The 26,780-nt window shown below is 45.4% G+C and carries 35 protein-coding genes and 3 pseudogenes; 26 read left to right on the top strand and 12 right to left on the bottom strand.

Annotation, left to right across the window (positions count from 1 at the left end; genetic code table 11):
* Window positions 1-191 precede the first annotated feature (191 nt).
* Window positions 192-1,157, top strand: coding sequence for a toprim domain-containing protein (locus AYY16_RS07000; protein WP_067363819.1), 966 nt, complete (start codon window positions 192-194; stop codon window positions 1,155-1,157).
* Complete coding sequence (locus AYY16_RS06995; RefSeq protein ID WP_067363815.1) at window positions 1,157-1,930, top strand: antitermination protein Q; 774 nt, start codon at window positions 1,157-1,159, stop codon at window positions 1,928-1,930. Before AYY16_RS07000 ends, AYY16_RS06995 begins: the two co-directional genes overlap by 1 nt.
* Window positions 1,931-2,038: 108 nt before the next feature.
* On the opposite strand, the gene yecR is transcribed toward AYY16_RS06995, so the two are convergent.
* Both yecR and AYY16_RS21410 read right to left on the bottom strand, forming a co-directional pair.
* The gene (gene yecR / locus AYY16_RS06990; RefSeq protein ID WP_268874133.1) at window positions 2,039-2,182 is read right to left on the bottom strand and encodes a YecR family lipoprotein; all 144 of its coding nucleotides are present in this window, start codon (window positions 2,180-2,182) and stop codon (window positions 2,039-2,041) included.
* Window positions 2,142-2,246 carry a hypothetical protein gene (locus tag AYY16_RS21410; RefSeq protein ID WP_268874132.1) on the bottom strand — a complete coding sequence of 35 codons (105 nt, stop codon included), beginning with the start codon at window positions 2,244-2,246 and terminating at the stop codon, window positions 2,142-2,144. Before AYY16_RS21410 ends, yecR begins: the two co-directional genes overlap by 41 nt.
* A 434-nt stretch (window positions 2,247-2,680) precedes the next feature.
* Between AYY16_RS21410 and AYY16_RS06985 the strand changes: the two genes are divergently transcribed.
* Window positions 2,681-3,721, top strand: a complete 1,041-nt coding sequence (locus tag AYY16_RS06985) for a DNA-methyltransferase (protein ID WP_190973065.1) — start codon at window positions 2,681-2,683, stop codon at window positions 3,719-3,721.
* Window positions 3,722-3,751: 30 nt separating this feature from the next.
* Here the strand turns inward: AYY16_RS06985 and AYY16_RS06980 are convergent, their stop codons facing one another.
* Entirely contained in the window at window positions 3,752-4,132 is a 381-nt protein-coding gene (locus AYY16_RS06980; protein WP_067364844.1) for a VOC family protein, read from the bottom strand.
* 172 nt (window positions 4,133-4,304) lie between these two features.
* Here AYY16_RS06980 and AYY16_RS19630 point away from each other — a divergent pair.
* The 3 genes and pseudogenes from AYY16_RS19630 (at window position 4,305) to AYY16_RS06970 (ending at window position 5,633) form a co-directional block, all read left to right on the top strand.
* A pseudogene (locus AYY16_RS19630) lies at window positions 4,305-4,497 on the top strand (phage holin family protein).
* A 58-nt stretch (window positions 4,498-4,555) separates the two neighbouring features.
* The gene (locus tag AYY16_RS06975) at window positions 4,556-4,963 is read left to right on the top strand and encodes a lysozyme (RefSeq protein WP_082970619.1); all 408 of its coding nucleotides are present in this window, start codon (window positions 4,556-4,558) and stop codon (window positions 4,961-4,963) included.
* Between the two features lie 136 nt (window positions 4,964-5,099).
* Window positions 5,100-5,633, top strand: a complete 534-nt coding sequence (locus AYY16_RS06970; protein ID WP_067363810.1) for a hypothetical protein — start codon at window positions 5,100-5,102, stop codon at window positions 5,631-5,633.
* Window positions 5,634-5,705: 72 nt separating this feature from the next.
* On the opposite strand, the gene AYY16_RS06965 is transcribed toward AYY16_RS06970, so the two are convergent.
* On the bottom strand, window positions 5,706-6,143 hold the full coding sequence (locus tag AYY16_RS06965) for a DUF2971 domain-containing protein (RefSeq protein WP_082970618.1): 438 nt from the start codon (window positions 6,141-6,143) through the stop codon (window positions 5,706-5,708).
* 964 nt (window positions 6,144-7,107) lie between these two features.
* On the opposite strand from AYY16_RS06965, the gene AYY16_RS06960 reads away from it, so the two are divergent.
* The 5 genes from AYY16_RS06960 to AYY16_RS06940 are packed head-to-tail and all read left to right on the top strand — an operon-like array spanning window position 7,108 to window position 13,366.
* On the top strand, window positions 7,108-7,611 hold the full coding sequence (locus tag AYY16_RS06960; protein ID WP_067363804.1) for a DUF1441 family protein: 504 nt from the start codon (window positions 7,108-7,110) through the stop codon (window positions 7,609-7,611).
* On the top strand, window positions 7,608-9,719 hold the full coding sequence (locus AYY16_RS06955; protein WP_067363801.1) for a phage terminase large subunit family protein: 2,112 nt from the start codon (window positions 7,608-7,610) through the stop codon (window positions 9,717-9,719). Before AYY16_RS06960 ends, AYY16_RS06955 begins: the two co-directional genes overlap by 4 nt.
* Window positions 9,716-9,934, top strand: coding sequence for a hypothetical protein (locus tag AYY16_RS06950; protein ID WP_067363798.1), 219 nt, complete (start codon window positions 9,716-9,718; stop codon window positions 9,932-9,934). Before AYY16_RS06955 ends, AYY16_RS06950 begins: the two co-directional genes overlap by 4 nt.
* Window positions 9,931-11,412, top strand: a complete 1,482-nt coding sequence (locus AYY16_RS06945; RefSeq protein WP_067363795.1) for a phage portal protein — start codon at window positions 9,931-9,933, stop codon at window positions 11,410-11,412. Before AYY16_RS06950 ends, AYY16_RS06945 begins: the two co-directional genes overlap by 4 nt.
* Window positions 11,384-13,366, top strand: a complete 1,983-nt coding sequence (locus AYY16_RS06940) for a ClpP-like prohead protease/major capsid protein fusion protein (protein WP_067363792.1) — start codon at window positions 11,384-11,386, stop codon at window positions 13,364-13,366. Before AYY16_RS06945 ends, AYY16_RS06940 begins: the two co-directional genes overlap by 29 nt.
* A gap of 144 nt (window positions 13,367-13,510) precedes the next feature.
* On the opposite strand, the gene AYY16_RS06935 is transcribed toward AYY16_RS06940, so the two are convergent.
* The 4 genes from AYY16_RS06935 to AYY16_RS20955 form a co-directional block, all read right to left on the bottom strand.
* Window positions 13,511-13,993 carry a hypothetical protein gene (locus AYY16_RS06935; RefSeq protein WP_067363789.1) on the bottom strand — a complete coding sequence of 161 codons (483 nt, stop codon included), beginning with the start codon at window positions 13,991-13,993 and terminating at the stop codon, window positions 13,511-13,513.
* Window positions 13,980-14,864, bottom strand: coding sequence for an endonuclease/exonuclease/phosphatase family protein (locus AYY16_RS06930; protein WP_067363786.1), 885 nt, complete (start codon window positions 14,862-14,864; stop codon window positions 13,980-13,982). The genes AYY16_RS06935 and AYY16_RS06930 overlap by 14 nt, the downstream gene beginning before the upstream one ends.
* Before the next feature lie 79 nt (window positions 14,865-14,943).
* Window positions 14,944-15,120: a hypothetical protein gene (locus AYY16_RS20195; protein WP_156664966.1), complete on the bottom strand. Its 177-nt coding sequence runs from the start codon at window positions 15,118-15,120 to the stop codon at window positions 14,944-14,946.
* 68 nt (window positions 15,121-15,188) lie between these two features.
* On the bottom strand, window positions 15,189-15,509 hold the full coding sequence (locus tag AYY16_RS20955) for a hypothetical protein (RefSeq protein ID WP_235846234.1): 321 nt from the start codon (window positions 15,507-15,509) through the stop codon (window positions 15,189-15,191).
* Window positions 15,510-15,879: 370 nt separating this feature from the next.
* On the opposite strand from AYY16_RS20955, the pseudogene AYY16_RS20190 reads away from it, so the two are divergent.
* A pseudogene (locus AYY16_RS20190) lies at window positions 15,880-16,059 on the top strand (hypothetical protein); the annotation flags it as partial.
* Window positions 16,060-16,140: 81 nt separating this feature from the next.
* On the opposite strand, the gene AYY16_RS06915 reads toward AYY16_RS20190, so the two are convergent.
* The 3 genes from AYY16_RS06915 to AYY16_RS06905 form a co-directional block, all read right to left on the bottom strand.
* Window positions 16,141-16,536, bottom strand: coding sequence for a hypothetical protein (locus tag AYY16_RS06915; RefSeq protein ID WP_067363782.1), 396 nt, complete (start codon window positions 16,534-16,536; stop codon window positions 16,141-16,143).
* Between the two features lie 13 nt (window positions 16,537-16,549).
* Window positions 16,550-16,816 carry a hypothetical protein gene (locus AYY16_RS06910; protein ID WP_067363779.1) on the bottom strand — a complete coding sequence of 89 codons (267 nt, stop codon included), beginning with the start codon at window positions 16,814-16,816 and terminating at the stop codon, window positions 16,550-16,552.
* Between the two features lie 392 nt (window positions 16,817-17,208).
* Complete coding sequence (locus tag AYY16_RS06905) at window positions 17,209-17,634, bottom strand: hypothetical protein (protein ID WP_067363776.1); 426 nt, start codon at window positions 17,632-17,634, stop codon at window positions 17,209-17,211.
* A 748-nt stretch (window positions 17,635-18,382) separates the two neighbouring features.
* Between AYY16_RS06905 and AYY16_RS06900 the strand changes: the two genes are divergently transcribed.
* The 13 genes and pseudogenes from AYY16_RS06900 to AYY16_RS06840 all read left to right on the top strand — a co-directional run bounded on the left by AYY16_RS06900 (window position 18,383) and on the right by AYY16_RS06840 (window position 25,705).
* Entirely contained in the window at window positions 18,383-18,565 is a 183-nt protein-coding gene (locus AYY16_RS06900) for a hypothetical protein (protein WP_067363773.1), read from the top strand.
* 880 nt (window positions 18,566-19,445) lie between these two features.
* Window positions 19,446-19,766 carry a helix-turn-helix domain-containing protein gene (locus AYY16_RS06895; RefSeq protein WP_067364842.1) on the top strand — a complete coding sequence of 107 codons (321 nt, stop codon included), beginning with the start codon at window positions 19,446-19,448 and terminating at the stop codon, window positions 19,764-19,766.
* A gap of 153 nt (window positions 19,767-19,919) precedes the next feature.
* Window positions 19,920-20,285, top strand: a complete 366-nt coding sequence (locus AYY16_RS06890) for a hypothetical protein (protein ID WP_067363770.1) — start codon at window positions 19,920-19,922, stop codon at window positions 20,283-20,285.
* 80 nt (window positions 20,286-20,365) lie between these two features.
* The gene (locus AYY16_RS06885; protein WP_067363768.1) at window positions 20,366-20,611 is read left to right on the top strand and encodes an AbrB/MazE/SpoVT family DNA-binding domain-containing protein; all 246 of its coding nucleotides are present in this window, start codon (window positions 20,366-20,368) and stop codon (window positions 20,609-20,611) included.
* Complete coding sequence (locus AYY16_RS06880; protein ID WP_067363765.1) at window positions 20,608-20,964, top strand: type II toxin-antitoxin system PemK/MazF family toxin; 357 nt, start codon at window positions 20,608-20,610, stop codon at window positions 20,962-20,964. The genes AYY16_RS06885 and AYY16_RS06880 overlap by 4 nt, the downstream gene beginning before the upstream one ends.
* A gap of 130 nt (window positions 20,965-21,094) precedes the next feature.
* Window positions 21,095-21,442 carry a DUF2190 family protein gene (locus AYY16_RS06875; protein WP_067364839.1) on the top strand — a complete coding sequence of 116 codons (348 nt, stop codon included), beginning with the start codon at window positions 21,095-21,097 and terminating at the stop codon, window positions 21,440-21,442.
* Window positions 21,435-21,713 carry an ATP-binding protein gene (locus AYY16_RS06870; protein WP_067363762.1) on the top strand — a complete coding sequence of 93 codons (279 nt, stop codon included), beginning with the start codon at window positions 21,435-21,437 and terminating at the stop codon, window positions 21,711-21,713. Before AYY16_RS06875 ends, AYY16_RS06870 begins: the two co-directional genes overlap by 8 nt.
* A 1-nt stretch (window position 21,714) precedes the next feature.
* Window positions 21,715-22,275, top strand: a complete 561-nt coding sequence (locus AYY16_RS06865; protein ID WP_067363759.1) for a phage tail protein — start codon at window positions 21,715-21,717, stop codon at window positions 22,273-22,275.
* Entirely contained in the window at window positions 22,275-22,673 is a 399-nt protein-coding gene (gene gpU, locus AYY16_RS06860; protein ID WP_067363756.1) for a phage tail terminator protein, read from the top strand. The genes AYY16_RS06865 and gpU overlap by 1 nt, the downstream gene beginning before the upstream one ends.
* Before the next feature lie 21 nt (window positions 22,674-22,694).
* Window positions 22,695-23,147: pseudogene (locus tag AYY16_RS06855) on the top strand (phage tail tube protein); the annotation flags it as partial.
* Window positions 23,148-23,194: 47 nt separating this feature from the next.
* Entirely contained in the window at window positions 23,195-23,590 is a 396-nt protein-coding gene (gene gpG / locus AYY16_RS06850) for a phage tail assembly chaperone G (RefSeq protein WP_067363753.1), read from the top strand.
* Between the two features lie 23 nt (window positions 23,591-23,613).
* The gene (locus AYY16_RS06845) at window positions 23,614-23,922 is read left to right on the top strand and encodes a phage tail assembly protein T (RefSeq protein WP_082970616.1); all 309 of its coding nucleotides are present in this window, start codon (window positions 23,614-23,616) and stop codon (window positions 23,920-23,922) included.
* Window positions 23,903-25,705, top strand: a complete 1,803-nt coding sequence (locus AYY16_RS06840) for a phage tail length tape measure family protein (RefSeq protein WP_067363747.1) — start codon at window positions 23,903-23,905, stop codon at window positions 25,703-25,705. The genes AYY16_RS06845 and AYY16_RS06840 overlap by 20 nt, the downstream gene beginning before the upstream one ends.
* 80 nt (window positions 25,706-25,785) lie before the next feature.
* Here the strand turns inward: AYY16_RS06840 and AYY16_RS20185 are convergent, their stop codons facing one another.
* On the bottom strand, window positions 25,786-26,043 hold the full coding sequence (locus AYY16_RS20185) for a hypothetical protein (protein ID WP_156664965.1): 258 nt from the start codon (window positions 26,041-26,043) through the stop codon (window positions 25,786-25,788).
* A 123-nt stretch (window positions 26,044-26,166) separates the two neighbouring features.
* Here AYY16_RS20185 and AYY16_RS06830 point away from each other — a divergent pair, with 123 nt between their 5' ends.
* Window positions 26,167-26,778 (top strand): phage tail tape measure C-terminal domain-containing protein, encoded by a 612-nt coding sequence (locus AYY16_RS06830; protein ID WP_067363742.1) that lies wholly within the window; start codon window positions 26,167-26,169, stop codon window positions 26,776-26,778.
* Window positions 26,779-26,780 lie beyond the last annotated feature (2 nt).

Raw genomic sequence — 26,780 nt, 5'->3', positions numbered from 1 at the left:
GTCAGCCGGAAGCCGGATAATTTTCCGGCGGGAAAGAGGGGAAAACTTTCCAGGGGGGTAGGGGGGTGATCTTTGAAAGGGGTGTAAGGGCAGGCCCTGCCAGGAAAAAACGCTGATCTTAAAGAAAGATCACTGGCAGGGAAACGGTCTTATTCTGGCTGGGTAATATTTCACAAAGCAGGGAGCTGAGCGTGAATACAAAGGAAGCAGCACAAGGACAGTGGGACAAAATATTCAGCCATTATGGTTTGCCGCCGGTTACCGGAAAAAAGCATTTCAAAGGAAAATGTCCGTTGTGCGGGAGACGCGGTAAATTTCGCATTGACGATAAAGACGGGCGTGGAACCTACATTTGCGTGTGCAGTGCCGGAACCGGTTTTCAATTGCTTGAGCGCAGCCGGAAAAAAAACTTCAGGGAACTGTCGGATGAAGTGGATCAGCTGCTTGGTCGCGTTCATAGCCGGGGGACTTATCAGACAGAAGCGATTACCGCAACCGGTACACGGGATCGTGTTCTCAACCAGTTCAATAATCTGTCTGATATACCGGGTACATCTGCGCAAGCGTATCTGCGGTCCCGGGGGATCAGCCGGTTACCTGAACAGTATGTCCGGTTTTGTGATAAACCGCCTGCCGGTAATGATATGGATACCCGGCATTGTCAGTCACTGTGGGCGCTGGCAACAGACGGAAAAAACCGGGTGTGTTATCTGCACCGGACTTTTTTCACAGGTAGTTCAGTCATAAGGCGCATGACTGCACTCCAGAGCAAATCATATCTTGAGTATGCGGACTCAGTGGCGATCAAACTGTTTCCGGCTGCCGCGACTCTGGGTATTGCGGAAGGCATTGAAACAGCACTGTCCTGCAAACAGATTTACGGGGTGAATACATGGTCAGTCATGAATGCGGGCTTTATGGGTAAATTTGTTGCCCCCCGGGGGATCGGCCATCTGATTATTTTTGCCGATACAGATAACAGTGCTGCCGGTCATGCAGCGGCATTCACCTGCGCCAGGCGTAATTTATCGGCAGGAAATGATGTGATGACGGTCTGTGTCCGCTGGCCGGATGAAGGGGATTTTAATGATGTTCTCCATACGGGCGGCGAAGTCAGGCAGATAACATTTTCCCGTCAGACGAGGGGAATTGCCTGATGAAATCTGAATACCTGTTAAAAGCGTTTTCACCTTCATCCGTCAGCCTGAGCCATGACATAAAATCGACTTCACCGGATAAGCATACCGGCATGGATACGGCGGCTATGCTCGCAATGGCAGGGGACGATGTGCAGTTTGGTCTTCATGCTTTTTTGGCGAAACATAATGTCAGCAAGGCGGATAAAATCAAAACCATTGAAGCTCTGACACAGTATGCCCTCAAAACAGCACCGGTGCTGGTGGTGAAAGCGGCCGGAAATAAACTGGCTCCCTGTATGATGATCCTGGCAAAAATGGCATTTGAGGATTATGCCCGCTCAGCGGGCAGTACCGGGGAATGCACTGAATGTCAGGGAAAAGGGATGGTGTATTGCTGCAAGCCGGTGGTGAAACATCCGGGGATTATCAACCGCGCCGGAGAGGTTGTCATCGGAGCAGATATCCGGGAAGAAATGGTCGGTAAGGCGTGCCGGACGTGTAAAGGTAAGGGAAAAATAGCTCACCGCTGCGCATGTAAGGGGCGCGGTAAAATCCCTGATATAAAACAAACTGAATTACAGGGGGTGCCGGTATTCCGGAATTGCCCGCGTTGCAGCGGAAGGGGATATAAGCGGATGCCGTCTTCTGTGGCGTATACCGCGATTAAACATCTGGTGCCTGAATTAACACAGCCAAGCTGGTCACGGAACTGGAAAGGGTATTATGAATTATTAATATCAAAAATGTATGCAGAGGAAAAATACATAGATATTAATTTAAAAGAGATATGATAATTCATCATCCCGGTAGTCATGGTTTAAATAGGGAGATGAACTCTCCCTATTTAAATTAGTAATAATCTATTTTATTTTGTATTAAATATTATCTTAATTAACGGGTTATTTCCCGCCAATACATTGAAATTCGACTGAAACCTCAGTCCTGTTACAAATTCCCCATCTATCCATTTGCGTACAGCGGCGTGTCTGCCCGCCAAATGCTTCAGCCCCTGTATATCCCCATACGGAGCATTTTTTTTGCAGCTAATTCAGATGCCTGGTATACATCAATCTGAGGGATCTCAAATGCTCCGAATATATATCCCATCTTTACCGTTCCATCGGCTTTACTTCCTCCGATGGCCGTCATTTCCTTTTTTTACAACACATCCGGTGAGAAGCAATGAACAGAGAGCAATAATAAAAATCCTTTTCATCAAAAACATCCTTAATCTAATTATTTTAAGAATAACAATATCGGTGTAATTTATTTAAATGTAATTATGAAAGTTAACGCAGTGAGATAATATACAAACAAGATATCCATGTCACATAGAAATTTAAATGACTACTCGAGTGTGATACTTTTAAATTTTATTTCTGGCTGCATGCTTGTAATATGAATAAAATTGTTGTAGTTTTGTCAAATAATGAGATTTTTATATCTGCCTGTTATTGAATATAATTCAATAAGATGATGTCCTTTCTGAAATCAATCATGATATATATGTAAACAATAAAAATATAAGGTTATCCTTATTTATGGATGAAATATCTGTATCAAATGTACCGTTTTTAATCAACGATGATTCCCTCAGTTATATCAAAACACTCCCCGATAATTGTATTGATTTAATCGCCACAGACCCGCCTTATTTTCAGGTAAAAAGCTGTGCCTGGGATAACCAATGGACGGATGTTTCTGCTTATCTCTCATGGCTGGATGAAATGATGGCTGAATTCTGGCGGGTACTGAAACCCAATGGCAGCCTGTACCTGTTTTGTGGTTCCCGGCTGGCAGCCGATACTGAGTTGCTGCTGCGCGAGCGGTTTAATGTTCTGAACCATATTATATGGGCAAAACCTTCCGGGCGGTGGCAACGACAGGGTAAGGACAAATTGCGCAGTTACTTTCCTTCTACGGAGCGGATTTTATTTGCCGAGCATTATCGTGGACCGGTTAAAGGTAAGTGCAGTGAATATCACCAGCGGCAGAATGATTTGAAAAAAAGTGTATTTACCCCGTTGATTGATTATTTCCGGCAGGCGCGTGATGCGCTGAATATCAGCATAAAAGATATTCACCGGGCAACCGGCAAACAGATGTCATCACACTGGTTCGGATACAGTCAGTGGCAATTGCCTGCTATTGGTGATTACCAAAAATTACAGGTACTTTTTCAGCGAGTAGCAGATGAACGTCAACTGACTAATTTACTGAACCGGGAGTATGCTGATTTAATCCGTGAGCAGGATGAATTGCGAAATAAGTTTCATGAGCAATCTGAACAATACCAGTTACTCCGTCGTTATTTTTCCGTTTCAGTTGATGTGCCTTATATCGATGTATGGACATTTCCGCCGGTTCCGTTTTATGCCGGAAAGCATCCTTGTGAAAAACCGGCTGATATGATGGAGCACATTATTAAAACCAGCAGCCGCGAAGGTGATTTGGTTGCTGATTTTTTTATGGGATCAGGTGCGACAATAAAAGCGGCACTGAAAAATAACCGCCGGGTGCTTGGCGTGGAGCTGGAAAAAGAGCGCTTTGAGCAGACTAAAGCTGAAATATTGTCGCTTTAATTTCCCGGCACTCCCGGATGGCATGTATGCTTAATCAATATTGGACGTATCTGTAGCACAGACTCTCAGCCGGTGTCCGTCCGGATCTATTGCTACAAAAGTATAACCAAAATCCAGCGTTGTCGGCTTCATAATAATCTCAACTCCCCGGTCACACCACTTGCTGTATATATCATCAACATCCTGATGACTGACATCGGACATACATATTTCAACGCCACCAAATTGAGGCTGAGGTTTAGGATCTATTCCGGATTTAGCCTGAAGCCCTAAAATCATATTGTCAGATAATGCAAAAACGGAAAACTCACTGTATTGCTCAATTGGCTTCGCGTCGAGCAGACCGGCATAAAAACGGGTGCTTTCGTCAACATCGCTGACGTACAAAATAATGCTGTCTGGTTTAAACATAATGCCTCCTGATTGTTTCATTTTATTCATCATAGACCCTGTGAGTGACAGAATTTGTCAGTAGTGATCATGACTAAATTCTGAACCCGGTAATTTCCGGATAACGGCTCTCCGATATTTACAGCGCAGGATCTTCAACACAGGAAACACACCATACGGTGTGAATATCTTCATGCTTGATAAATATTCCAGCCCCACGGCTTATACATGGGGGTTAATTACATCTGTACTTGGCGTTCTGTCTTTAGATCAATGGGCAGTAATCGTCGGGATTATCTGTACTGTCGGTACTTTTTTTAGTGAACTGGTATTACAAGCGCAAAGATCATTTGCTCAGAACAAGAGGAAAGCATCATAAAAAATAATGTCATCCGTAAAATAGTATTGTTGGCTGCTGGTGGCGCTGTTACCGCCGCCTTTTTTATGATCCAGACGTTAGAGGGCGTGAAATATACACCTTATAAGGATGTAGCCGGTGTCCTTACGGTTTGTTACGGATATACCGGAAAAGATATTCAGCCCGGTAAGACGTACACAAAAACGGAATGCCTGAATTTACTGCATGAGGATCTTACAAAAGTTCGCCGCACCGTTGACCCGATGATAAAGGTGCAGATTGACGATAATATCCGTGCGGCTATTTATTCTTTTGTTTACAACATCGGGACAGGTGCGTTTTCCCGCTCCACGATGCTGCGCAAACTGAATGCCGGTGATATTACCGGAGCCTGTGGCGAAATGAAGCGCTGGATATTCGCCGGTGGTAAACAATGGCAGGGGCTGATTAACCGGCGCGAAACGGAGAATGCAGTATGTCGCGGAACCCTGTAGCATTGATTATTCTCGCTATTATCTTACTCACAGCCAGTCTTCTGGCAGGTTGTTATCTGTATTCACTTCCGAATTACTGTAAGCCGCTGCCGGGACATCCGCAGGCTGGGGTGATTCATTACAAGTGTGAAGAGCTATGAAGAATGTACTTTCGGTCTTACTCAATGGCTGGCTGTGGGGTGTGGTGTTCTTCGGGCTGTGGATGTTCAGCCTGCTGTCAGCCGGGCAATCGGAAGGGCAGCACAAAGACAAGGTAATCACTGATCAGCAAAAGGTGATTGATAATGCCTACACCAGCTTCGATATATTTGATCGAGCCGCTGCCGCAAACGCCAGTCGGAGCATGCAGGCAGATGCTAAATCACAGGAGAAACAGATTGAATACCGCACCATCATCCGTAAAGAGTCTACCTGTAATCTGTATATTCCTCAGCCTGTTGCTGACGGGTTGCTCAGTCACACCTACGCCATCCGTGAATCAGCAATGCGTTCCGCTCCCGGCATCACTGACACAACCGGTACTGGCTCCGTTGCCACCCGCCGACTGACATATTGCCGGGCGGTTGAGTGGATAGAACCACTGTTGACTGCGCTGGATAACGCGAATGGGCAGTTAATGGGTATCAGGAAAGCAGATGTAGAGCGTAACGGGAAGCTGCAATCACGATAGGCGTACAATATGGGAAATTGAACAACAACGATAGGTGACTATTTTTCCGTTTTTTATTTGTATTATCTATAGTTATTGGACTGTATAATAATCTAAGTTATAATTATCACCATTGATTTCTGTTTGGAATAATAATGTGTTAGGTAATTTTTCTTTTACCTTGCTGATGATTTCTTCTCTCTCTTCATCTTTTATTTTACAGCCAAGATAAATGGCGTTAAATGATTCTTTAGGAAATGAAAATAATCTATTTTCATTTGTGATCGCTCTGATTAATCTAACTTCTTCTTCATATGACCATGAGGATGATTTTGTTAATATACTCTTTTTAAATAGGTTTTCATCACTAGATAAACTAGTGTTTATACTAAGGAGTTCATTGTAACTACATACAGGGGTATCACTTTGATACATTATATCATGCATGGATACTGATTTATTTAAATTAAAATTATCCTTATTTAATTCAAACATAACTCCGCTATGGTTGTGTGAATAATGAGACCACATTAAAATATTATTTTTAGATTTAGATAGGCATAGAATACCTCTTTTATCAAAAACAACCTTTGATGCATTTGAATAAAAGCTTTTATGGAATACCGACTTTGATTCAAGTATTTTATTTTTCTTATCTATTATCAGGTTATATATTTTTCTTTCTATATTAAAATAACAGTCTTTTGTTTTGTTATTAGTGTATTCAGAATGGCATTCCTTTATAAGGTTACGTAATTCAGATAGTGCAATAATTTCTGGTATGTGGCTATAATTTTTAATTAAATGAGCAATTTTTTTCAGTTTGCAAAATAGGATGGTTTATTGATAAACAAACAGCTATTGTTCTCGCGCGTGTCTTAATGTTATTTTCAGTTAAATAAAGACACTCGAATGGATCATTAAAACTTGAAACTGCGGACCAGTGAAATGACTGATTATCTATGATACGTAAACCTAAATCACAATTAGTATATTTATACAACATCGTCATGAAATAACCTTTTCCTGAATGTGAAAATTTTATTGTTTCTACTATAAAGTTAGTCATAAGAGAGTTCAATAGTGCCACCACACATCCTCCGCGCCTGCCGCAAATGCGGCTGCGTAAAGACAATAACTGATCGCAGTGGTTACTGTGATGAGCACATTAATACAGGGGGGAGAACCATTAGCAGGGCAGAAGTCGTAATCATTGGAAATAACCGTGATGAACCTTATAACTATTTGTATTAAATACATATTTATGAAAAGGTACTCCCAACCCCCCACCCCAACCACGGGGCGGCGACCTCACGGGAAACGGCTGGTTTTCTGATTTTCATGCTGTCAGCAGCAGGTCTGCTAACTCTCTGATATTTCTTTAAAAATACAATATTCAGGTGACAAAACCCATTTTGGACTGTCATCTCAGTGTTGTTTATCCGTCTGATTTTAATCAATAAATAAGGAAACCACCTGACAGTGTGAGGTGACAATGTCTAATATCAGCAATCTGGGGGACGCGTATCACTGGAGTGTTGCAAAGATTGCTGAAGCATTCGGGTTGAACCGGGGGACAGTCAAAAAGCGCCTGCTCGATGCAAATGTGGCGATAGCCGGAACGGTACGCGGTAATCCGGTTTATGCGCTCCGTAGCATCGGTCCGGTAATATTCAGTGCTGATGCAGAGAAAGACTCCGGCGGCATTCAGGACCCGGATCAGATGTCCCCGAAAGACCGCAAAGACTGGTTCCAGTCTGAAAATGAACGAATCAAGCTTGAAACCTCTCTGCGCCAGCTGATCCCGGCGGAAGAATCTCATCGTGAAATGGCAACCATTATTAAAGCGGTGGCACAGGTGCTGGATACCTGGCCTGATCGGCTGGAGCGTGATCACGGCTGGCGACCTGAGCACATTTTGCTGGCGCAGGATGTGGTGGATGAACTCCGTGATTTGCTGGCGGCGGAAGTGGAAAATGCGGAGGATACTCAGGAATGAGTTCAGGCTATGCATCAGCGGCACAAATACGCCGTGACGTTTCCGTTCTGTTAAGACCTCCGCGCCGGATACCGGTTGCGGCGGCAGTAAAAAAATACATGCGGGTGCCGATGGGCGGCGGCAGCGCAATACCGTGGGAAGATACTCTGACGCCCTACATTATAGAGCCGATGAACTGCCTGACATCCCGTCAGTACGATGCCGTGATATTTGTCGGTCCGGCACGAACCGGTAAATCGCTGGGGCTTGTCGATGGCTGGATTGTGTACACGATTGTATGTGATCCGGCAGATTTCCTGCTCATTCAGATGACCGAAGATAAAGCCCGCGAACACTCTAAAAAGCGGCTTGATCGGACATTTCGCGTCAGCCCGGAAGTCGCGAAACGGCTGAGTCCACGTACCAACGACAACAACGTTCACGACAAAACATTCCGCGCAGGTAATTACCTGAAAATCGGCTGGCCATCAGTCAATATTATGTCGTCCTCCGATTACCGTTTCGTGGCACTGACCGACTACGACCGCTTCCCGGAAGATATCGACGGAGAAGGCGATGCCTTTTCCCTCGCATCCAAACGTACCACTACCTTTATGTCCGCCGGAATGACGCTGGTGGAAAGCTCCCCCGGACGGGAGATTATTGATCCGAAATGGACGCCTTCCTCGCCCCACGAAGCCCCGCCGACCACCGGTATTCTGTCACTGTACAACCGGGGCAACCGTCAGCGCTGGTACTGGCCGTGTCCGCACTGCGGCGACTATTTTCAGCCTGCTTTTGATGCCGTTGCCGGTCACCGGGACGACCCTGATCCGGTCGCAGCCAGTGAAGCCGCTTACATTGAGTGTCCGCATTGCCGTGGTCATATAGCGGGCAATGAAAAACGAAAACTGAATAATCTCGGTGTCTGGCTGGCAGATGGTCAGGTGATCGATAAAAACGGCACTGTCATTGGAGACGGGCGGCGCTCACGGGTAGCATCGTTCTGGATGGAAGGTCCGGCTGCTGCCTATCAGACGCTGTCTCAGCTGGTCTATAAATACCTGACCGCCGAACAGGAATACGAACTCACCCTGAGCGAGGAAACGCTGAAAACGGTAATCAACACGGATTGGGGATTGCCGTACCGACCGAAACATTCACAGGAGCAGCGCCAGTCAGAAGAATTGCTGGCGAGAACAGAAGATCTCGGTGTGCGTTGTGTGCCGGAAGGCGTCCGTTTTCTGGTGGCGGCAGTGGATGTGCAGGGCGGCAAAAAACGCCGGTTTGTGGTTCAGGTCACCGGATACGGTGAAAAGGGGGAGCGCTGGATTGTGGATCGGTTTGAGATCACGCAATCACTGCGGACAGATGAACGCGGCGAATGTGTCAGGATCCATCCCGGATCATACCGCGAGGACTGGAAACTTCTCATTTCGGATGTGCTGGAGAAAACCTATCCCCTGCGGACGCATCCGGCGATCCGGATGGGCATTATGGCGCTGGGTGTTGATTCAGGCGGGGAACCGGGTGTGACCGACAATGCTTATTCATTCTGGCGTGAGTGCCGCCGTGAGGGTCTCAGCCGCAAGGTGTTTCTGTTCAAGGGCGGTAGCCGCAGGGGCGGATCAAAACTTATCACCAAATCCTATCCGGACAATACCGGGCGCTCTGATCGTCATGCAAAAGCGACCGGGGATGTGCCGTTGTACCTGTTGCAGACGGATAATCTGAAAGACCGGATTGCTGCCGTACTGAGCCGTGATACGCCCGGACCGAACTATGTCCATTTTCCGGATTGGCTGGATGATTCATTTTATGACGAACTGACGTACGAAGAGCGTGGCATTAACGGTAAATGGGAGCCGCCCGGCAGAGGCGCAAATGAAGCCTTTGACCTGATGGTCTACACTCATGCGCTGGTTATTCTGAAAGGGTACGAAAAAATCAAATGGGAGAAGCCGCCGCCCTGGGCGCGGCTGCCTGATCTCCTGCCGGAAAATACCACATTCCCCGCTGACACCACGATTATCTCATCAACAGTACCCACTAAACCGGAGAAGCCGAAAAAACGTAAGACGGCTTCGGCGTGGGTGCCCGTTTCACCATCAGGAGGTGGCTGGATATGACTATTGCGGAAATTGACGACATGATCCGGCAGTACATGGAGGCAGAGTGCGCGGTATTACAGGGTAAAAGCGTCATGATGAACGGCCAGTCTATGTCGATGGAGAGCCTGAGCGAAATCCGCAAAGGGCGCGAATTCTGGGAGAAACGGCGCAGTAGTCTGATGTCATTCCGCGCCGGGAAGCCGGGTTACAGACTGGTGAGGTTCCGGCGGTGAGCCTGATTGATAATGTCATCGGTCTGGTTTCGCCCGGCTGGCAGGTGGCACGGATGCGCTCGCGTCTGCAAATAAAAGCCTATGAGGCGGCGATACCGACCCGCACTCACCGCGCACGGCGGGAATCCCGTAATGCCAACCAACTGGTGAGATCAGGCGGGCGGTCACTGCGGGAGCAGGCACGGTTTCTGGATGATAATCACGATTTGGTGATCGGTCTGCTGGACAAGCTGGAAGAGCGGGTGATAGGCGCGAAAGGCATCATTGTTGAACCGCAGCCTCTGCTGCGCGGCGGGGAACTGGCGGACGACCTGGCAAAACAAATTCGGACAGCCTGGGCGGAATGGTCGGTCAGCCCGGATGTCACCGGACAGTATACGCGGCCAGTCCTTGAGCGCCTGATGGCACGCACCTGGCTGCGAGATGGTGAAGTATTCGGGCAGATGGTTGCCGGACGCGCCAAAGGTCTGGAAAGAAAACGCGGCGTGCATTTCTGGATAGAAGCGCTGGAGCCTGACTTTGTCCCGCTGGAGCAGGATGTACCCGGCAGCAATATCTGTCAGGGCATAAAACTCAGTGAGTGGGGGCGTCCGGTCAGTTACAACGTGTACAAAAATATGCCATCAGCACTGTTCCGGTCGCAGAATCTGAAAACGATTACAGCGGAAAACATGTTGCACCTGAAATTTACCCGCCGTCTGCATCAGTTGCGCGGTAACAGTCTGCTGTCCGGCATCCTCATCCGTCTCAGCGCCCTGAAAGACTATGAAGATGCCGAACTTACCGCTGCCCGTATCGCCGCTTCCCTCGGCATGTATATCAAAAAAGGGGACGCTACTAATTACGTTTCAGAAGATGTACCTGATGAACGGGAGCTGAATATTGAACCGGGTATTATCTTTGACGATCTGTCGCCGGGAGAGGAAATCGGCATGGTCAAATCTGATCGTCCGAACCCTAATCTGCAATCATTTCGTAACGGACAACTCCGCGCTGTCGCCGCCGGCAGCCGGGGAAGCTATTCCAGTATCTCCCGTGACTATAACGGAACTTACAGTGCGCAGCGTCAGGAACTGGTCGAATCCTTTGAGGGATACGGCATTCTTCAGGACGCTTTCGTAGCGGCAGTCACCCGCCCGATGTACCGCCGCTGGTTAAAAATAGCCGTAGCGGAAGGCGCAATTGTGGTTCCGCCGGATGTCGATCCCGCCTCTTTGATGAATGCGATTTACAGTGGTCCGGTCATGCCGTGGATCGATCCGCTGAAAGAGGCTAAAGCCTGGCAGGTTCTGCTGCGCGGTGGCGCGGCAACGGAAGGTGAATGGGTGAGAGCAAGAAGCTCGAGTCCTGCTGATATAAAACGCCGCCGCAAAGCGGAAATTGATGAAAACAGAAAACTGGATCTGGTATTTGATACCGATCCGGCAAATGACAAAGGAGCGGCTGACGATGAAAAATCTGCGAAAGAAGATGATTAGCCCGAAAGCCAGTGCGCCGGTTAACAGTTGGTTCCGTATGAAAGCGAAAGCGGGAACAAAATCAGCGGATATTTATATCTATGATGAGATTGGCAGTTGGGGGATCACCGCAAAACAGTTCTCGAAAGAGTTGTTAGCGCTGGGGGCACTTCGGGACATCCACCTGCATATTCACTCACCCGGCGGAGATGTATTTGACGGTATCGCCATTTATAACCAGTTGAAAGGGCATGACGCGAAAATCACGGTATATATCGACGGACTGGCGGCATCAATGGCTTCCGTTATTGCCATGGCGGGCGACACGGTGGTCATGCCGGAAAACGCCATGATGATGATCCACAAACCATGGGGTGGTGCTGCCGGAAACGCAAATGAAATACGGGATTACGCCGACCTGCTGGATAAAGTGGAAAACGTTCTGATCCCGGCGTATGTCGCCAAGACCGGAAAACCGGCAGAGGAAATTGCCGCCATGCTCGAGAGTGAGACCTGGATGAACGGCGACGAATGTTTGTCTCTCGGTTTCGCTGATCAGGTTACGGAACCGGTACAGGCGATGGCTTGTATCATGTCCAAACGCACTGAGGATTTTATTGCTATGCCGCAAGATTTTAAAAGCCGGATTTCACCCAAAAATACTGCACCGGCGGCGGTCATTCCGCCTGTACCGCCGGAGGATGATACCGTAATACGCAACCAGATCCGCACAGAGGAGCAAACCCGCCTGAACAGTATCAAAGATGTGTTTGCCCTGTTCGGCAGTCAATATAACGAACTGATGATGGCATGCGTGACGGACACGCAGTGCTCTCCGGAAACTGCCCGCGTAAAACTGCTGGAAACATTAGGTGCAGAATCCACGCCGTCCAATAAAAATAATGCGCATATCTATGCGGGCAACGGCAATTTCACCGGTGATGGTATCCGCGCCTCAATAATGACCCGCGCCGGACATGAAGATGCGCAGGCGGATAATGTCTACAATAGCATGACGCTGCGTGAACTGGCGCGCATGTCACTGACTGAACGGGGTGTCGGCATCAGCACTCTGAATCCGATGCAGATGGTCGGCATGGCATTCACGCACAGCACCTCAGATTTTGGCAATATACTGACGGATGTGGCGTATAAATCGCTCATTACCGGATGGGAAGAGGCGGAAGAAACATTTGAAAAATGGACAAAAAAAGGTCAGCTCAGTGACTTTAAAACCGCACACCGTGTTGGTCTGGGCGGGTTTCCGTCACTGCGCCGGGTGCGTGAAGGTGCGGAATATAAATATGTCACCATCGGGGATAAAGGGGAAACCATTGCGCTGGCAACCTACGGGGAGCTGTTCAGCATCACCCGCCAGGCGATCATCAATGATGATATGAATGCCCTGACTGATATCCCGGTCAAACTCGGACGCGCAGCCAAAGCCACGATTGCTGACCTGGTTTATGCTGTTCTGACTGAGAATGGAAAACTGAGTGATGGCAAGGCGCTGTTTGGCAGTGACCGCAAAAATACACTGACCGGCGGCATGGATGTGGACACCATCAGCAAAGGCCGCACTCTGATGCGCCAGCAAAAAGAAGGTGAGCGCTCACTTAATATTCGCCCGGCATTTATGCTTGTTCCCACGGCACTGGAGACTCAGGCAATTCAGGTGATCGGCTCCGGCAGTGTGAAAGGGGCGGATGTTAATGCCAACATCATGAACCCGGTCCGCAATATCGCAGATATTATTGTTGAACCGCGCCTCGACGATGCCAGCGAAAAAGACTGGTATATGGCGGCACGTCAGGGCAGTGATACCATCGAAGTGGCTTATCTGAATGGTATCGACACCCCGTATATCGACCAGCAGGAGGGATTTACCTCAGACGGCGTGACTACAAAAATCCGTATTGATGCCGGTGTGGCACCGCTGGATTATCGCGGGTTGGTGCGGGTGGCGGGGGATTGATGCAATGTATCAGTTGAATAAACCCAACCGCAAATTGGTCGTGTTTACTTACAGGAGACGACCAGGTTGGGTTGGTATTTTAATACAAAAACAGAAAACATAGATCGTGAATTATTTGAAAAATCAAAGCAGAGGAGAACTAAACTATTTATTTGGCGTGTTACCATTATTTTCCTGTTTTTTTGCCGACTGAGATTGTAGCTCTTTGACTTTTAACCATAATTGACCGGAAGATACTAACCGGCCTAATTCCTGAACTAATGATTCCTGATCCCAGCAATCAGAACGTTCCCCCAAAAATTCAATGGTGAAGGGATAACCATCTGAATGTTGTTCCCAAAAGGCAACTGATGCATTATCACCATTATCTAAAACTATATTCAGTGTTCCGGTCTCCGGTCTTGTGTCCACTGATAACTTTGGTGTAAGTCCTTCTGTAATTATTCTGCCTAAAGCCAGAATATCGCGAGTGCTATGTAAATAGCGTCTAATAGTAAAGAGACCGTCAGTTTCTTCATTTAATTCTTTGTTTAATTTAGAAAAAACATCATCAACACTCTTGCGGTTTTGCTCAACATTACTTGCTGATTCCATACCTGTTTGAATAAGATCTTTAAACTGAAACATGATTAGCCTCTCTTTTACTAATGCATCCGATCACTGGCATATGATCAAAACAATGCTTGTTATCCATTATGGCAGCGCGTAGCTTATCGGTCAAAACGACACCTGTGTCAGATTCTTTCAGATACCATGGACCGGAGCTAAGGAAATGACCCGAAAAAATGATTTGGTCAAAAGTAGACCAGTTATTGCGGTTACCTGATTTACTGTAGCATGTGCCGAAGTCATGCTGTTGCTCATTAACTGTAAACGGCATTCTGGCCACAAGAGTTTTCCAGTAAGGATTATAGAGCCAAAAATCTGGCTGGGAAATTACCAAAGCGCGATCGTTAATGGCATGTATATTCTTAAATAAACTGTGTGAGTATGGTTCGTCATTATAATCTCCCATCAATATAACCTGATGTTTTTCATGGATAAGACTTTCTACAAAACGCCGTAAACCTTTTGAACACTCTTCTCTGAAATCATCTGCATTCTTAAGAACTTGGCTTGGCCAATGTGATACAAGAACGTTTATAAGCGATAGTGAATCCTCTTTAATAACCATTAGCAGCTGCTGAGCAATTTTTACAGAGGACGACCCTAGTCTGCCGGTATGTGCAACGCCATGTGCAACATCAACCTGACTCGGGTCATAGAAATAGCCGATATCAAATTCACCACCTGTTGAGGTTTTGTCAGGCATAAACTGTGCCGAAAGAGGCAACCCAAGTTTACTAAGTGCACTTGAAATATGTTCAAATGATTCACTGTTGACTTCGCATAGTGCCAAAAATAATATCTTTTTCTTGGTAAATAGGTCAGCAATGACTTCAACAGCATCAGCCATGTTAGCTGCTGATTGCACTTTTTTGTTACCTGGTGGTGACATCGCACAATTCCAGAATGCGAAATGAAAGTCCAATAAAACCTCCAAATATGGTAAAGGATATGCTGAATATATCATCCGGTTACTGGGATGTATGATTGTGAGCTTCAATGATATGACAAAGTGCTATCCAAAATGCCCCCAAGCCACCATCCTCATCTATATCAAGAAAAGCCTGATACAGATAGGCAGTAGAAAACTCGGGATCATCCCGCAGGATTTCGATCATGGAATCATCGTACAAACGGGATTTAGTCATATATCACCTTTGCAAATCATTTTTAAACAGCGGACAGTGTTCCGTGAACCGGAAATGCTGGGATAAAATCACTGCACTAACACATCATTACTAATAACAACAAGCCGGTGTGTATGAACATCCCGATCTGAACCCCAGCAAAAGTTTTCCCACTGCTGATAAAAATCATCCATATTCCGGATTTCAGTCAGTGGTCTGTCCATTTGAGTGCCGTCAGAAATATAAACATGAAATCCTGACTGGAAAGCCCAGACGATCATCGTCTCCCAGAATCGTTTTCCATCACTGGTTTGTTCTTCATCCGTTACGACAATACGGTGGTTTTTTAGTAAATTCGCGAAAAAGGTTCTGGGTAAATCTCTGACTGCTGAGTCATGTAAAGTGGACACAGTACGCCAGACCTTATTGGGTGCATGTCGTTCTGCCGTACACGATGTCATCACAGAATCGTAATGCGGCGAGGTAAACAGTTTCTGGTGTATCACTTGCTGCAATGAGGCGGTATTGGTCTCGTTTCAGTGCTTTCACAAGACGATAGCCATGAGGAGTGATGTAGCCGGGCAGGAAAAAATCCTCAACACCTTCTTCAAGGAAAAGTTGGGTATGAGCAATATTTTTTTGACGGTATTTTTAGCACATCAAAATCAACGTCATTATCCGATATAACATAGCGCATTGAATTATTAGTCCATCAATTAAATAGTTCATCATTCATATTGCAGTGAGCCGCGCCTCGGCGATACCAGCGAAAAAGACTAGTATATGGCAGCACGCCAAGGCAGTGATACCATAGAAGTGGCTTATCTGAATGGTATCGACACCACGTATATCGACCAGCAGGAGGGATTTACCTCAGATGGCGTGGCCACAAAAATGCGCATCGATGCCGGTGTGGCACCGCTGGATTATCATGGGTTGGTGAGGGTGGCGGGGACGTAAAACAGCCGGTATTTCAATATCTGCCAGACGCAGGCGGCAGTGCTTCATTAAAGTTTTTGTGTTTATACATAAAGTTAAAACTTAGTGTGGATCACCACCGGGGAGGTAATAGGGGACGTATGTATATACAGTTGTCAGGCGGGAGAATGCATTTACATAATCGGTTTTGCCGTGGCAAAAGAAATGAATTTGGATCTCGGAATCAGTGACTTCATGCAGACACAAATAATTTGTGCTTTTTTGTCGCCATTTGAGAAAAGGATAGCCACGAGAAGCCATTTGCGGATCGACGGACCAGGTAACAATATCGGATAATGCTTTTGTGGCTTCCGTGACTAAGTTTTGGACAAGTTCAGCGCCGATCTTCTGGCTATTTTCTTCTGAGTGACCAGCCTGACGAGCCTTATCGATTTGATGAGACTTAATTTCGTGTAGTGAAAGATATGCTGTGTCGGAAAGATATACGGGCTTAGACATTTAGCCTCCTGTCTTATGTTGTTGCATTTAATCTCTTCAGTGCTTCTTCGGGGGTCATTTTGCGGTTATTTATAAAGTCCTGTTTAGACCGCATTAAGATCCGAAACAGGGCATCTTGTTGGCGTTGATACTCACGCTCGGCAAGCTCTGCCTGTCGTTCTGCAGCAGGCTGTACAAAAAGTTCAGCAGTGCCATTTTTTGTTACATATACACCGCCTTCAAAAAGCTCTGGATTACCGAGGCTTTCACGAACTGCTTTTTGTGACATAGTGTTTGTCATAGTTGCTACTCCCACGGATACCTCATTGCAGGTGAGTGATTCTGCTGAAAGGTTTATTGTTACAAGGTAAAGTGTCACTCACTTCACGGTGATCAGCCCTCCGCAGTCTTGGCTGTCCACCGTTATATCCTCATGTTACTCCCAGCAGTCTACTCAATGCCTGAAGTGAAGACAACAAATTTATGACAAATTTGTACCCGTCCTTTGCAATTAGTATGTCTTGCCGTTATCGTGTCGTTTCGGGTTCCGAAAGTTAAAAGGGAAAACAGTACAGCGTACATATAGATAGCTAATATATCATTTTAAAAGATTATTCTTTTTATTTTTATAAATCCGGAGATAAGTAAGATAGCCTTTTCCATGTTTTTTTTAATATTACAGACTGATAAATATCAATCTCGTTTTGTTCTGCGGACATAACGGGAAACCTTATTATTTTTAACTTCAGCCTGTGCTAATAATATTTCTTCTATAAAATGACAAGGCAGATCACAATTATATTTAACCGGTGATGCACCATTGGGCTGGTACTCCACATTGATCCTGTCCATTAATTCAGCTTCATCTTCCGGACGGGACGCCGTAACTGTTATTTTCCAATCAACACCTGCACTCGATGACCTGACAGTGGCAATATAATGATTATTATATTCATCCTGAAACTCGTCATCATTTTTGGAGATGCTGTTACGGTAGTTATCAGCAAAAACAGGTGACGGGACACTGATAGTAGCCAGTTCATTTCCGTCGAGTGTAACGAAAAGATACCCTCCTGATATAGATACAAGGTAATCATTACCTTTGAGAATGAATGCCATAAAATTATCCTGATTAGAATTTGTGCATAAATTATACGTATGTTTCATCCTTAGTCCACTTGTAATAAAGTAATGATATTATGAAATAGAATATACTTATGGCTGCTATATAAAATAATGCCATGTACTGCATGGTAAATAATAATGCAAAAAATATTCAACAAATGAATGGTAGGATATCTCTATTTCAATGAGGTAGTCACATTAAATACTTTCATCCCACATGTCATTTAAATAACGAGGATTTTTTTATTACCAATATTTATTCTGTGACCTGACGCTAAAAAACAATAGAGTTAACTGGCGTGTTCAAGTCACTGTGGTTATATACAGAGAGATTGAATGAAAGACAAAATATTACAGGAAAATAAAATAATTTAAGATGAAATAAATAACAGGTTTATATAAGCGCGGACGGAAAGTGGTGGAACACTAACCGCCCGCTAACCACAACGAACTTAGAAGGAGTTGGCCATGGCTAACAGGGATTCTATTGTACAAATTTTCAAAAATAAATACGGAAGAACAAAAAGTTACTGCAATATTAGATCTCAATCGCAAAAATCATCCTGCGATTGCTTACCAAAAATCACACTAACACACTGGCTGGAAAGGAAATTGGCAGCAATTAGTGGTTTAGATAAAAAGTTAGTATCAATATGTCATTTTATTAATAGTAACCCACTATATATACGCCTCACTAATATATTGTCCGGAATGAACAAATTAATAGTTCAGGAGGTGAATTATGTATGACAACACACCTCCTGAACTGGATGAATTAATTGACCAGTGCCGCGCTTTGATTTATGCCATTGTCACGCTTGATTCTCAGCAGCCGAAGGAGATACTCAGTTTTGTATTGTGGCAAAAGATGGACATGCTGTATGAAAAACATCAGCAGGATATTAATGAGTCTGCTATATCTTAGCGTGGTGTATTTATAGGATTGGAATGATTTTATTTTAAATAACAGAGTTTGCATCATCGCGGGCTGAAAGGAACTCAACGCTTCTGGTCAGCTAACCACAATACAATTAATCGTGAGCGGGTTATCGAAAGGGAATCAAGACTTCTAACCAGTTAATCACAACATAATTAATTGTAAGTTGACTATAGAAGGGACTCAGGACTTTCAGTCTGTGCCACAACCTAACTATCATGAGTTGGTTATGGTTTAATGCAGCACTACTTACAGAAGGTAAATAATTTTATGATTACATAAATGACAGGATTTATAAAAACGCGGTCTGGAAGTAACGAATAACTTCCAGACCGCTAACTACAATGCACAATGAAACTATCTTTAACTGGTTATGATTTGATGCAGTACTACTTTTAGAAGGTAAATAATTTTATAATTAATTAAAACAATAGAGCTTATAAAAAACGCGGGCTGCAAGGGACTCATAACTTCCAACCCGCTAACCACAATGAAACTATCGTTAGTTGCTTATGGCTGACAGGAATTCTATGGCATAAATTTTAAAAAATAAATACCGGATACCAGCAGTTATAACAAGATTAGACCTGCATCACTAAATGTTTTCAGTAAAGAGACGCTAATAATCTCAATAAGTCATTGTTTGAAGGTGAAATTAGTTGTTCATTTAAAAAAAATAATACTGATATCTGATTAAGACATTGTTTTATAGGAACCTATACATAGAGAGAATATGGTTTAGTACCAAGGTTAATTATAATATTACGTATTAATTTAAATCTTAATTAATAATGGTCCTCTTTTTATAAAACCAGGTAAAAGAATAGCAGGCAAATTACTCAAGCCCGCTTTATTAGTGGAGGTTAAAATGACCCGTAAAATGAATGAGATTTTTGAATTTTTCAAAGAGATGAAAGCTGCGGGTGTGACTGACGGTGAATCAGTACGCCGTATCGAGGCACGGATTAAAGCCCGTGAACTACAGGAACACTATCGTAAGCCGGCACCTATGACGGGAAATGATATTCGTTGTATTCGTGCAGAGCATAATATTTCCCAGGCGTCTCTGGCGCTTATTCTCAATATGACGAAAGAGAGTGTATCTAAGTGGGAACGGGGTGAAATTAAACCACACGGTGCTGCACTCCGGCTCTTGCATCTGATCGACAAAAATGAGTTGGTTATTTAAGATGTAAATATTCCTTGGTAATTATTTTATTAAACAAACAATGTGTTTTTTTTGCTTGTGATTTTTTTTATTATATACAATATAGTATATTCATTGAACGTAATATATAAATAAAATACTCTGTGATTTGGATTTCATTTACAGGAGTTAAATATGTCTTTCAATAAAAAACAAACATCCAAATCATTAGCCTCTCAGGCTGCAAGGATACTCAAGGATAAAAATTCCACGCCGCTTATTAAAAGGTTAGCAGCCTCAGTGCTATCGCAGTCAAATACACCAAAGCAGACAGGTGCTGATATGGAAACGCTGGCATCCGAAGTTTTAAAAAGTGGTATGTATGATGCTATAACTAAATCATTTGCAGCATCTGCATTATCTCAGGCTAATAAAGAGCGTAGTAGTAAAAAAATAATAACATATGAATTATATTATTTAAATTGGTTTTATACCGATGTTTTATGTCTGTATATTTTAAATGCTTATGGCTCTATTAAACAGACATTGTCAGTTGGATGATTTTTCACCGGATATTGTTGCACTCATTGGAATGTGGTTATACAATGTTTATACATTGTGGCGTCATAAGGGGGTGTTGAATGAGTATAGCCATTAAAAAATGGGGCAATAGTCAGGGTGTGATTATCCCAACATCGATCCTTAAGCAACTTGGTATAGAGGCGGGACACAAATTGGATATGTACGTTGAAAACGGAAACCTGGTTTTATCCCCTGTAAAGAAAAAATTTGTTTTTACAGAAGATTATCTCGTTAAAAATATGACAGAGTTTAATTCACATGCAGATGAATTAGCTCAGGTCAGCGGAACGGAAATTGGTGAATGAGCAAGGATTATATTCCCCGAAGAAACGATATTATCTGGCTTGATTTTGAACCCACGAAGGGAAAAGAAATCGGCAAATACAGACCTGCACTGGTACTTTCCGGTGAGGAGTACTGTAAAAAAACAGGGTTGGTTATTTGTTGTCCAATCAGCACCAGTATCAGAGGTAGTATCACAGAAGTTCCGGTAAATAATCTTGATACGCCCTGTATTGTTGCCGCCAGTCTGATTCAGACATTATCTTGGAAAGACCGTAAAGTTAAATTTGAAACTGAAGCGGAAGAAGGGGTATTTGATGATGTACTTGCCCGGATAATCCCGCTCATTGGTGCCGAGTCATTTTTTGATAGTTGAGATGATTTCGTAGTTTAAACATCAGGCTACATTAGTAACAACTAAAGCTATACACAGAAACCCGCAGTTAACCGCTGCGGGTTTTTTTATGCCTGAAAATCAGGTCAATAAGTCAGAAAAAGGAAATTCTATGGCGAAAAATTATCAGCAGGCAGGGGGAACGATTGAAATCAGTAACAGCGGAAAAGAGGTATTGAAAAGCGGGGCGATGGTGATGGTCGGCACACTGGCAGCGGTGGTGATTGCTGATATTCCGGCGGGCAGGACAGGTGACGGTTTCGCCGAGGGGGTTTTCCGGTTTCCTAAAAAAGGGGGACTGGCATTGAAAGCCGGGTCTGCGGCTATGGTTAAAGACGGCGTTTTGACTGATACCGGTGGTGCGGTCATCGGTGTTGTCTGGGCTGATACCGCTAATGGCGATCCGGATGCGGCAGTTAAAATCAATATGTTCCTCCCGGGAACATCGTCGGATGGGTAAGTTTGAATTCTTGCTTAACCGAATGGATGCACTGACAGAACAACGAATGGGCATCACTATCCATCTTAACGGACAACCAGTTCGTGCGGTTGAGTTTCATTTTTTGTCGGAAATGGGACCCATAAGTGGTGACGGGGTCAGCTATGTCATTTTTACCCGTGGTATTACTCCGCGCCGTAATGACAGTGTAACGGTGAACGGAGACACATTTATTGTCACGCGTATCCTGCGTTGCAACGGCAAGCCGCATATTTTTATCGAGAGTGAATAATATGGAGGGTATCCGTCAGGCAATTAATAATCTCAATTCTATTAGTTTCACTGCCGTTCCTGTCGCGACCGCCCAAGCCGTAAACCGCGTTGCGGCAAGAGTGGTCAGCCGCAGTATTAAACGCGTGGCAGGAGAAACGCGGTTACAGCAAAAACTTATCCGTCAGCGCGTCCGCCTGCGGCGTGCAGGCAGTAAACAATCCATTCCCAACGCCCGGCTGCTGATAAACCGGGGCAATTTACCGGCGATTGCTGTCGGCAGCGCGAAGGTTCAGTTATCCCGCAAGCGACATAGCCGGAAAGGGCGCGGCAGTGTCCTGAAAATTGGTCGCTTTACCTTTAAGGATGCTTTTATTCAGCAGTTATCCAACGGGCGCTGGCATGTTTTGCAGCGGACAGGTCACGGACGTTATCCGCTTGAAGTGGTGAAAATCTCGCTGGTCACGCCGCTGACACGGGCATTTACCGCAGAGACGGAGACATTACTTCAGTCTGATATGCCAAAGGAGCTGGTCTGGGCACTGAAAAATCAGCTTCGGCTGTACATCAAAAGGAGGGTGTGATGCGCAGGCATACCACTATTCGCGCAGCAGTAATCGGGGTACTTAAACAGTATGCAGGTGATGTGACTATTCATGACGGCCGCCCGGTTTTCCTCAGTGAAGATGATTTACCGGCAATGGCGGTGTATCTCACTAATGCCGTTCCCTGTGGTGATCTTCTTGATGAGGATCAGTGGGAGGCGGTACTGCATATCGAAATATTTCTCAAAGCGGCTCATCCGGACTCGGCACTGGATGCCCGCGCGGAGGACATTATCCTTCCGGCAATGTTATCAATCCCCGCGCTTTCTGCGCTGTCTGTGAGTATATCGCCTTTGGGCTATGACTATCAGCGGGATGAGGAAATGTCTCTCTGGGGTTCAGCTGATCTGACGTATCGGATCACGTATTCAATTTAATCAACATAATAAGGACGTTATATGACATTAACACAATCTCCGGTTAAAGGCGCAGGCACGACATTATGGCTGCATACCGGTAATGATGCGCAGGCAAAAAATCCGCTGGCAGATGAGGGCTGGACACGCCTGGCGAAAGTAAAAGAACTTCAGCCGGGGGAAATCAGTGCTGAAAGTTATGACGATACTTATCTGGATGATGAGGATGCCGACTGGAAATCAACGGCTCAGGGGGAAAAATCAGCCGGAGAGGCAAATGTCACACTGGCATGGAAACCGGGGGAATCAGGACAGCAGGATCTGGTTACCTGGTTTGATACCGGTGACATCCGTCATTACAAAATCCGCTATCCGAATGGCACTGTTGATGTGTTTAAAGGCTGGGTCAGCAGTCTGGGGAAAACCGTTCCGGCAAAAGAAGTGATCACCCGTACCATCAAAATTACCAACTCAGGTCGTCCCGCACTGGCTGAAACACTGCTGAAGTCAGCTACCAGCGAATAACAAACAGGAGTAACACTATGTTTTTAAAGCAAACGGAATTTACCTGTAATAAACAGTCGATCATGTTGAGTGAGCTGACGGCATTACAGCGGGTGGAATATTTCGATCACCTTGTCCGTCAGACTGAACTGACAGAGCAGAGTGAGAATATAGAGCAAAATCTGAAACGAACTGCACTTTATGTACGGATGAATATTGAGTCGAATGCATTTTTGGTGTCGCGTTCTTTGCTGAATTTATCCTCTGACGGGGGAACGGCAAAAGAATTGCAGGATTGCGTATTAAATACCTGGCCGCCGGGCGCACTGGAGCTGGCGGCGAAAGAGGTGCTGATACTCAGTGATATGCAGCTTCACACTACGGAAGAGGATAGTACCGAGCAAAGCAATGTACCGGAACCGGCAGAAAAGTAATTGCCCGTGAGCGTCAGTTCATCCTGCGCCTCGCTCATGAATTTAAACGGGCAGACTGGCGCAGGATGCTGGCAGAAATGACAGCAACTGAGTTGGGAGATTGGTATCGCTATTTTGGCGTGATGCCATTTTCAGCTCAGTTGCTGGATCTGGAATTTGCCGCACTCAGTCACACAGTCGTGTCGCTGGTGGCAGGAGCCACGGATATCTCACTGAAAGATTTTAGTTTATTGCAAAAAAATATATCCGGCAGTGAAACAGAGGATTCGCTGTTAATGGCGGCAGGGGAAGGAATTACCGGAGGGATACGTTATGGCCGGACAGATAGCTGACTTAGTGATTAATCTGAGTGCAGACAGCAGGTCATTTACGGAACAAATGGGGCGGGTGGAGCGGCAATTATTGAAAGTCGCCGCCAGTGCAGATCACACAGAAGATAACATCAGACGGCTGGCAGGAAATCACTCATCAGCCATCCGGCAGGCAGCGGACAGTACACAGGCTACACTGAAAGCGCTGGATGCGTCTCAGGTATTTTGTGCGGATAATTTTGTCAGGAAATGGCGGGCATCTGCCCGTGAAATTGAAGCGATACATCAGCGGATTAATGCACAAATCAGTAGTAAACTGCATCAGGCAGGCAGCGCTAAATCACAGGCGCAGCAGCAGGATGAGTTAACTGCCGCTTTTTTCCGGCAGATTGATACGGTAAAGCAGATAAGCGGTGGTCTGGAAAAACTGACTCAGATCCGTATCCGTCTGAATCAGGCGCGGGACACCGGCACATTATCACAACAGAACCATCTGGTTTTACTGTCAGCCACGAATGGTCAGATCAAAAAACTGCGGCGCGAAACGGAATTATTGTCTCAGCAGCGGATCAGGTTTATTCAGCGGCTGAAAGAGCAGGTTGCGACACAAAATTTGTCTCATAGCGCCATGCTGCGTTTTCAGGCAGCGCAGTTAGGTGTGGGATCCTCTGCGGAGATATATATCCGCAAGTTACGGGGGATGCGCACAGAAACGGGCAAATTAAAAAACAGCAGCCGGTTTCTGGCTGATGGTCTGAGTCATCTCGCCGGACAGTTCGGACTGAGCGGAGTATTAGCCGGTGGCGGATGGGCTGTCGCACTGGCCGTGGTCACCGGGCTTGGGAAAGCCGCGTGGCAGGCAGAGCAGGAATTTACGCAATTTAATAAGCAGCTTATTCTGACGGGAAATTATGCGAATAAGTCAGCATCACAGCTTAATGAGATGGCGCGGACATTATCCGGTAACGGCATAACCCGAAATGAGATGGCGGTAACAATAGCAAAAGTGACCGGTTCCGGTTTTTTCCGTGATAATGAATTGACCCGTGTTTCAAAAGCCGCTGCACAGATGGAATATATGACCGGGCAATCTGTTGAAACGACGATAAATCAGTTTAAACGGTTGCAGGAAAGTCCGCTTCAGGCATCTCTTGAGCTGGAAAAAGCCAATCATCATCTGACTGCGGCACAATTAGAGCAGATCAGAACACTGGAATTACAGGGCGACAAAACGGCAGCGGCGCGTCTGGCGGTAGATGCTTATGCGCAGTCAATTAATGATGGCACGAATAGTATCAGTGAAAATCTTGGTTACCTGGAATCGGCATGGCGCAGTGTTTCCGTTGTCGCCGGAAAGGCCTGGGATGCCATGCTGGGAGCAGGAAGACAAAAAACAACAGATGAAAAAATTCGTGAGACAGAAGAGGCACTAAAAAGAATGTCAGACTCGCCGTGGTCTGTAAATAGTTCTGTTAATTCAGGGCACCTCAGGGAAAAACTGGCGATTCTGAAAGAACAAAAATACCAGGAGTCCGGTGCTGCTTCATACCACCGCGCTGTACAAAACAATGAACAAAATGAAATAAACCGCATTCGGGTACGCCAGCGGGTGATGGAGCAAAATGCAACATGGGAAACTAACAGAAAATTAAAGCTGGCTGAATTAGAAAAAAACAGATGGGCGTTAACAAAGCAGGAATATGAAGACGCCAAAAAGATGATTAATTATAAACTTCGCGACAGAACAATGCCGGGAAGCCGACACCGTAAGTCTCATCAGGTTGATAAAAAAAATCAAAGCTGAAGAACAGGCTATTAAGGAACAGGTCGCTCTGGAATCGAAACTTCGCGTACTGAAAGAGTATAAATCTGTTACGGAGGTCATCAGCTCGGAACGTAAAAATCTCTGGGAAACAGAAGCCCGGATAGCGGTTGCGGAGGAAGCACAACATAAACGTAAATTAACATTAGAAGAACAGCATCTGCTGGCAAATAAAAAAAGCCATTCTCAGCCAGAAAGAAAAGCTTGCCATTATCGGTGATGAAATAGCGCAGGAAGAACGACTGGCGGATATACGGAAGAGAGCCGCACAGCATACCGATCAGCAAAATAAAAAACAGAGAGATATTATCAGCACTCACGGACTGTCTTCCCGTGAGGCTCAACGTGTCACAGAATTAAACTCGCTTCATGATCAATTTGGCGGAACGGATGTACATGCCGATGTACTGGCAAAACAACAGGAACTCTATGCAACAGAAGACATGAACAGAGCAGACTGGCTGGCGGGAGCACAAACTGCATGGGGTGATTATCGTGATGCTGCATTGGATTCACATACTCAGATTCAGAATGTAGCAGCATTTACACTTAACGGATTTTCTTCTGAACTGGCTTCAGTACTGACAACCGGGAAAGCAAATTTCCGTGAATTCGCCACGTCTGTCCTGAAGATGCTGGCAGATATCTTTGTTAAAAAATCATTGGTGATGACTTTAGAAGCGACAGGATTTGGTGGATTGTTTCCGAATGCCAGGGGTGGTGTGTATCAGTCACCTTCACTGAGTGCCTACAGTGGCCAGGTAGTTCACACTCCGACAATGTTTGCATTTGCGCGCGGAGCCGGGCTGATGGGTGAAGCGGGTCCGGAAGGTATTTTCCCGCTCCGCCGTGGTGCTGACGGAAAGCTAGGGGTGATGGCAAAGTTGTCCGGCAGTGGGGAGCCACTTGTACAAAATAATTACGTTACTATTAATAATGAGGGCGGTAACGGGCAGATAGGACCACAGGAAACAAAATTAATCCTGAATCTGATTGAGCAGAAAACAAAACAGGTTATGGCAACGGAACGCCGTCCCGGTGGATCTATGGGGTGAAT

The organism is Morganella psychrotolerans (genome assembly GCF_001676155.1).
GTDB lineage: Bacteria > Pseudomonadota > Gammaproteobacteria > Enterobacterales > Enterobacteriaceae > Morganella > Morganella psychrotolerans.
The sequence above is the reverse complement of the archived record's forward strand: the minus strand, read 5'-3'. Positions and strand labels throughout refer to the sequence as shown.

Bases quoted from the DNA above. Each gene is read 5' to 3' on its own strand.
- AYY16_RS06955 (WP_067363801.1), top strand. From the start codon at position 7,608: ATGAGTTCAGGCTATGCATCAGCGGCACAAATACGCCGTGACGTTTCC.
- AYY16_RS06965 (WP_082970618.1), bottom strand. From the start codon at position 6,143: ATGTGGTCTCATTATTCACACAACCATAGCGGAGTTATGTTTGAATTA.
- AYY16_RS06875 (WP_067364839.1), top strand. From the start codon at position 21,095: ATGGCGAAAAATTATCAGCAGGCAGGGGGAACGATTGAAATCAGTAAC.
- AYY16_RS06970 (WP_067363810.1), top strand. From the start codon at position 5,100: ATGAAGAATGTACTTTCGGTCTTACTCAATGGCTGGCTGTGGGGTGTG.
- AYY16_RS06950 (WP_067363798.1), top strand. From the start codon at position 9,716: ATGACTATTGCGGAAATTGACGACATGATCCGGCAGTACATGGAGGCA.
- AYY16_RS06830 (WP_067363742.1), top strand. From the start codon at position 26,167: ATGAACAGAGCAGACTGGCTGGCGGGAGCACAAACTGCATGGGGTGAT.
- AYY16_RS06880 (WP_067363765.1), top strand. From the start codon at position 20,608: ATGAGCAAGGATTATATTCCCCGAAGAAACGATATTATCTGGCTTGAT.
- AYY16_RS06935 (WP_067363789.1), bottom strand. From the start codon at position 13,993: ATGTTTCAGTTTAAAGATCTTATTCAAACAGGTATGGAATCAGCAAGT.
- AYY16_RS06985 (WP_190973065.1), top strand. From the start codon at position 2,681: ATGGATGAAATATCTGTATCAAATGTACCGTTTTTAATCAACGATGAT.
- AYY16_RS06885 (WP_067363768.1), top strand. From the start codon at position 20,366: ATGAGTATAGCCATTAAAAAATGGGGCAATAGTCAGGGTGTGATTATC.
- gpG (WP_067363753.1), top strand. From the start codon at position 23,195: ATGTTTTTAAAGCAAACGGAATTTACCTGTAATAAACAGTCGATCATG.
- AYY16_RS06840 (WP_067363747.1), top strand. From the start codon at position 23,903: ATGGCCGGACAGATAGCTGACTTAGTGATTAATCTGAGTGCAGACAGC.
- AYY16_RS06975 (WP_082970619.1), top strand. From the start codon at position 4,556: ATGATCCAGACGTTAGAGGGCGTGAAATATACACCTTATAAGGATGTA.
- AYY16_RS06900 (WP_067363773.1), top strand. From the start codon at position 18,383: ATGTATGACAACACACCTCCTGAACTGGATGAATTAATTGACCAGTGC.
- AYY16_RS06895 (WP_067364842.1), top strand. From the start codon at position 19,446: ATGACCCGTAAAATGAATGAGATTTTTGAATTTTTCAAAGAGATGAAA.
- AYY16_RS06910 (WP_067363779.1), bottom strand. From the start codon at position 16,816: ATGACAAACACTATGTCACAAAAAGCAGTTCGTGAAAGCCTCGGTAAT.
- AYY16_RS06905 (WP_067363776.1), bottom strand. From the start codon at position 17,634: ATGGCATTCATTCTCAAAGGTAATGATTACCTTGTATCTATATCAGGA.
- AYY16_RS06865 (WP_067363759.1), top strand. From the start codon at position 21,715: ATGGAGGGTATCCGTCAGGCAATTAATAATCTCAATTCTATTAGTTTC.
- AYY16_RS06940 (WP_067363792.1), top strand. From the start codon at position 11,384: ATGAAAAATCTGCGAAAGAAGATGATTAGCCCGAAAGCCAGTGCGCCG.
- AYY16_RS20195 (WP_156664966.1), bottom strand. From the start codon at position 15,120: ATGACTAAATCCCGTTTGTACGATGATTCCATGATCGAAATCCTGCGG.
- AYY16_RS06930 (WP_067363786.1), bottom strand. From the start codon at position 14,864: ATGTCACCACCAGGTAACAAAAAAGTGCAATCAGCAGCTAACATGGCT.
- AYY16_RS06960 (WP_067363804.1), top strand. From the start codon at position 7,108: ATGTCTAATATCAGCAATCTGGGGGACGCGTATCACTGGAGTGTTGCA.
- AYY16_RS06915 (WP_067363782.1), bottom strand. From the start codon at position 16,536: ATGTCTAAGCCCGTATATCTTTCCGACACAGCATATCTTTCACTACAC.
- gpU (WP_067363756.1), top strand. From the start codon at position 22,275: ATGCGCAGGCATACCACTATTCGCGCAGCAGTAATCGGGGTACTTAAA.
- AYY16_RS06995 (WP_067363815.1), top strand. From the start codon at position 1,157: ATGAAATCTGAATACCTGTTAAAAGCGTTTTCACCTTCATCCGTCAGC.
- AYY16_RS06890 (WP_067363770.1), top strand. From the start codon at position 19,920: ATGTCTTTCAATAAAAAACAAACATCCAAATCATTAGCCTCTCAGGCT.
- AYY16_RS06980 (WP_067364844.1), bottom strand. From the start codon at position 4,132: ATGTTTAAACCAGACAGCATTATTTTGTACGTCAGCGATGTTGACGAA.
- AYY16_RS21410 (WP_268874132.1), bottom strand. From the start codon at position 2,246: ATGGGATATATATTCGGAGCATTTGAGATCCCTCAGATTGATGTATAC.
- AYY16_RS06870 (WP_067363762.1), top strand. From the start codon at position 21,435: ATGGGTAAGTTTGAATTCTTGCTTAACCGAATGGATGCACTGACAGAA.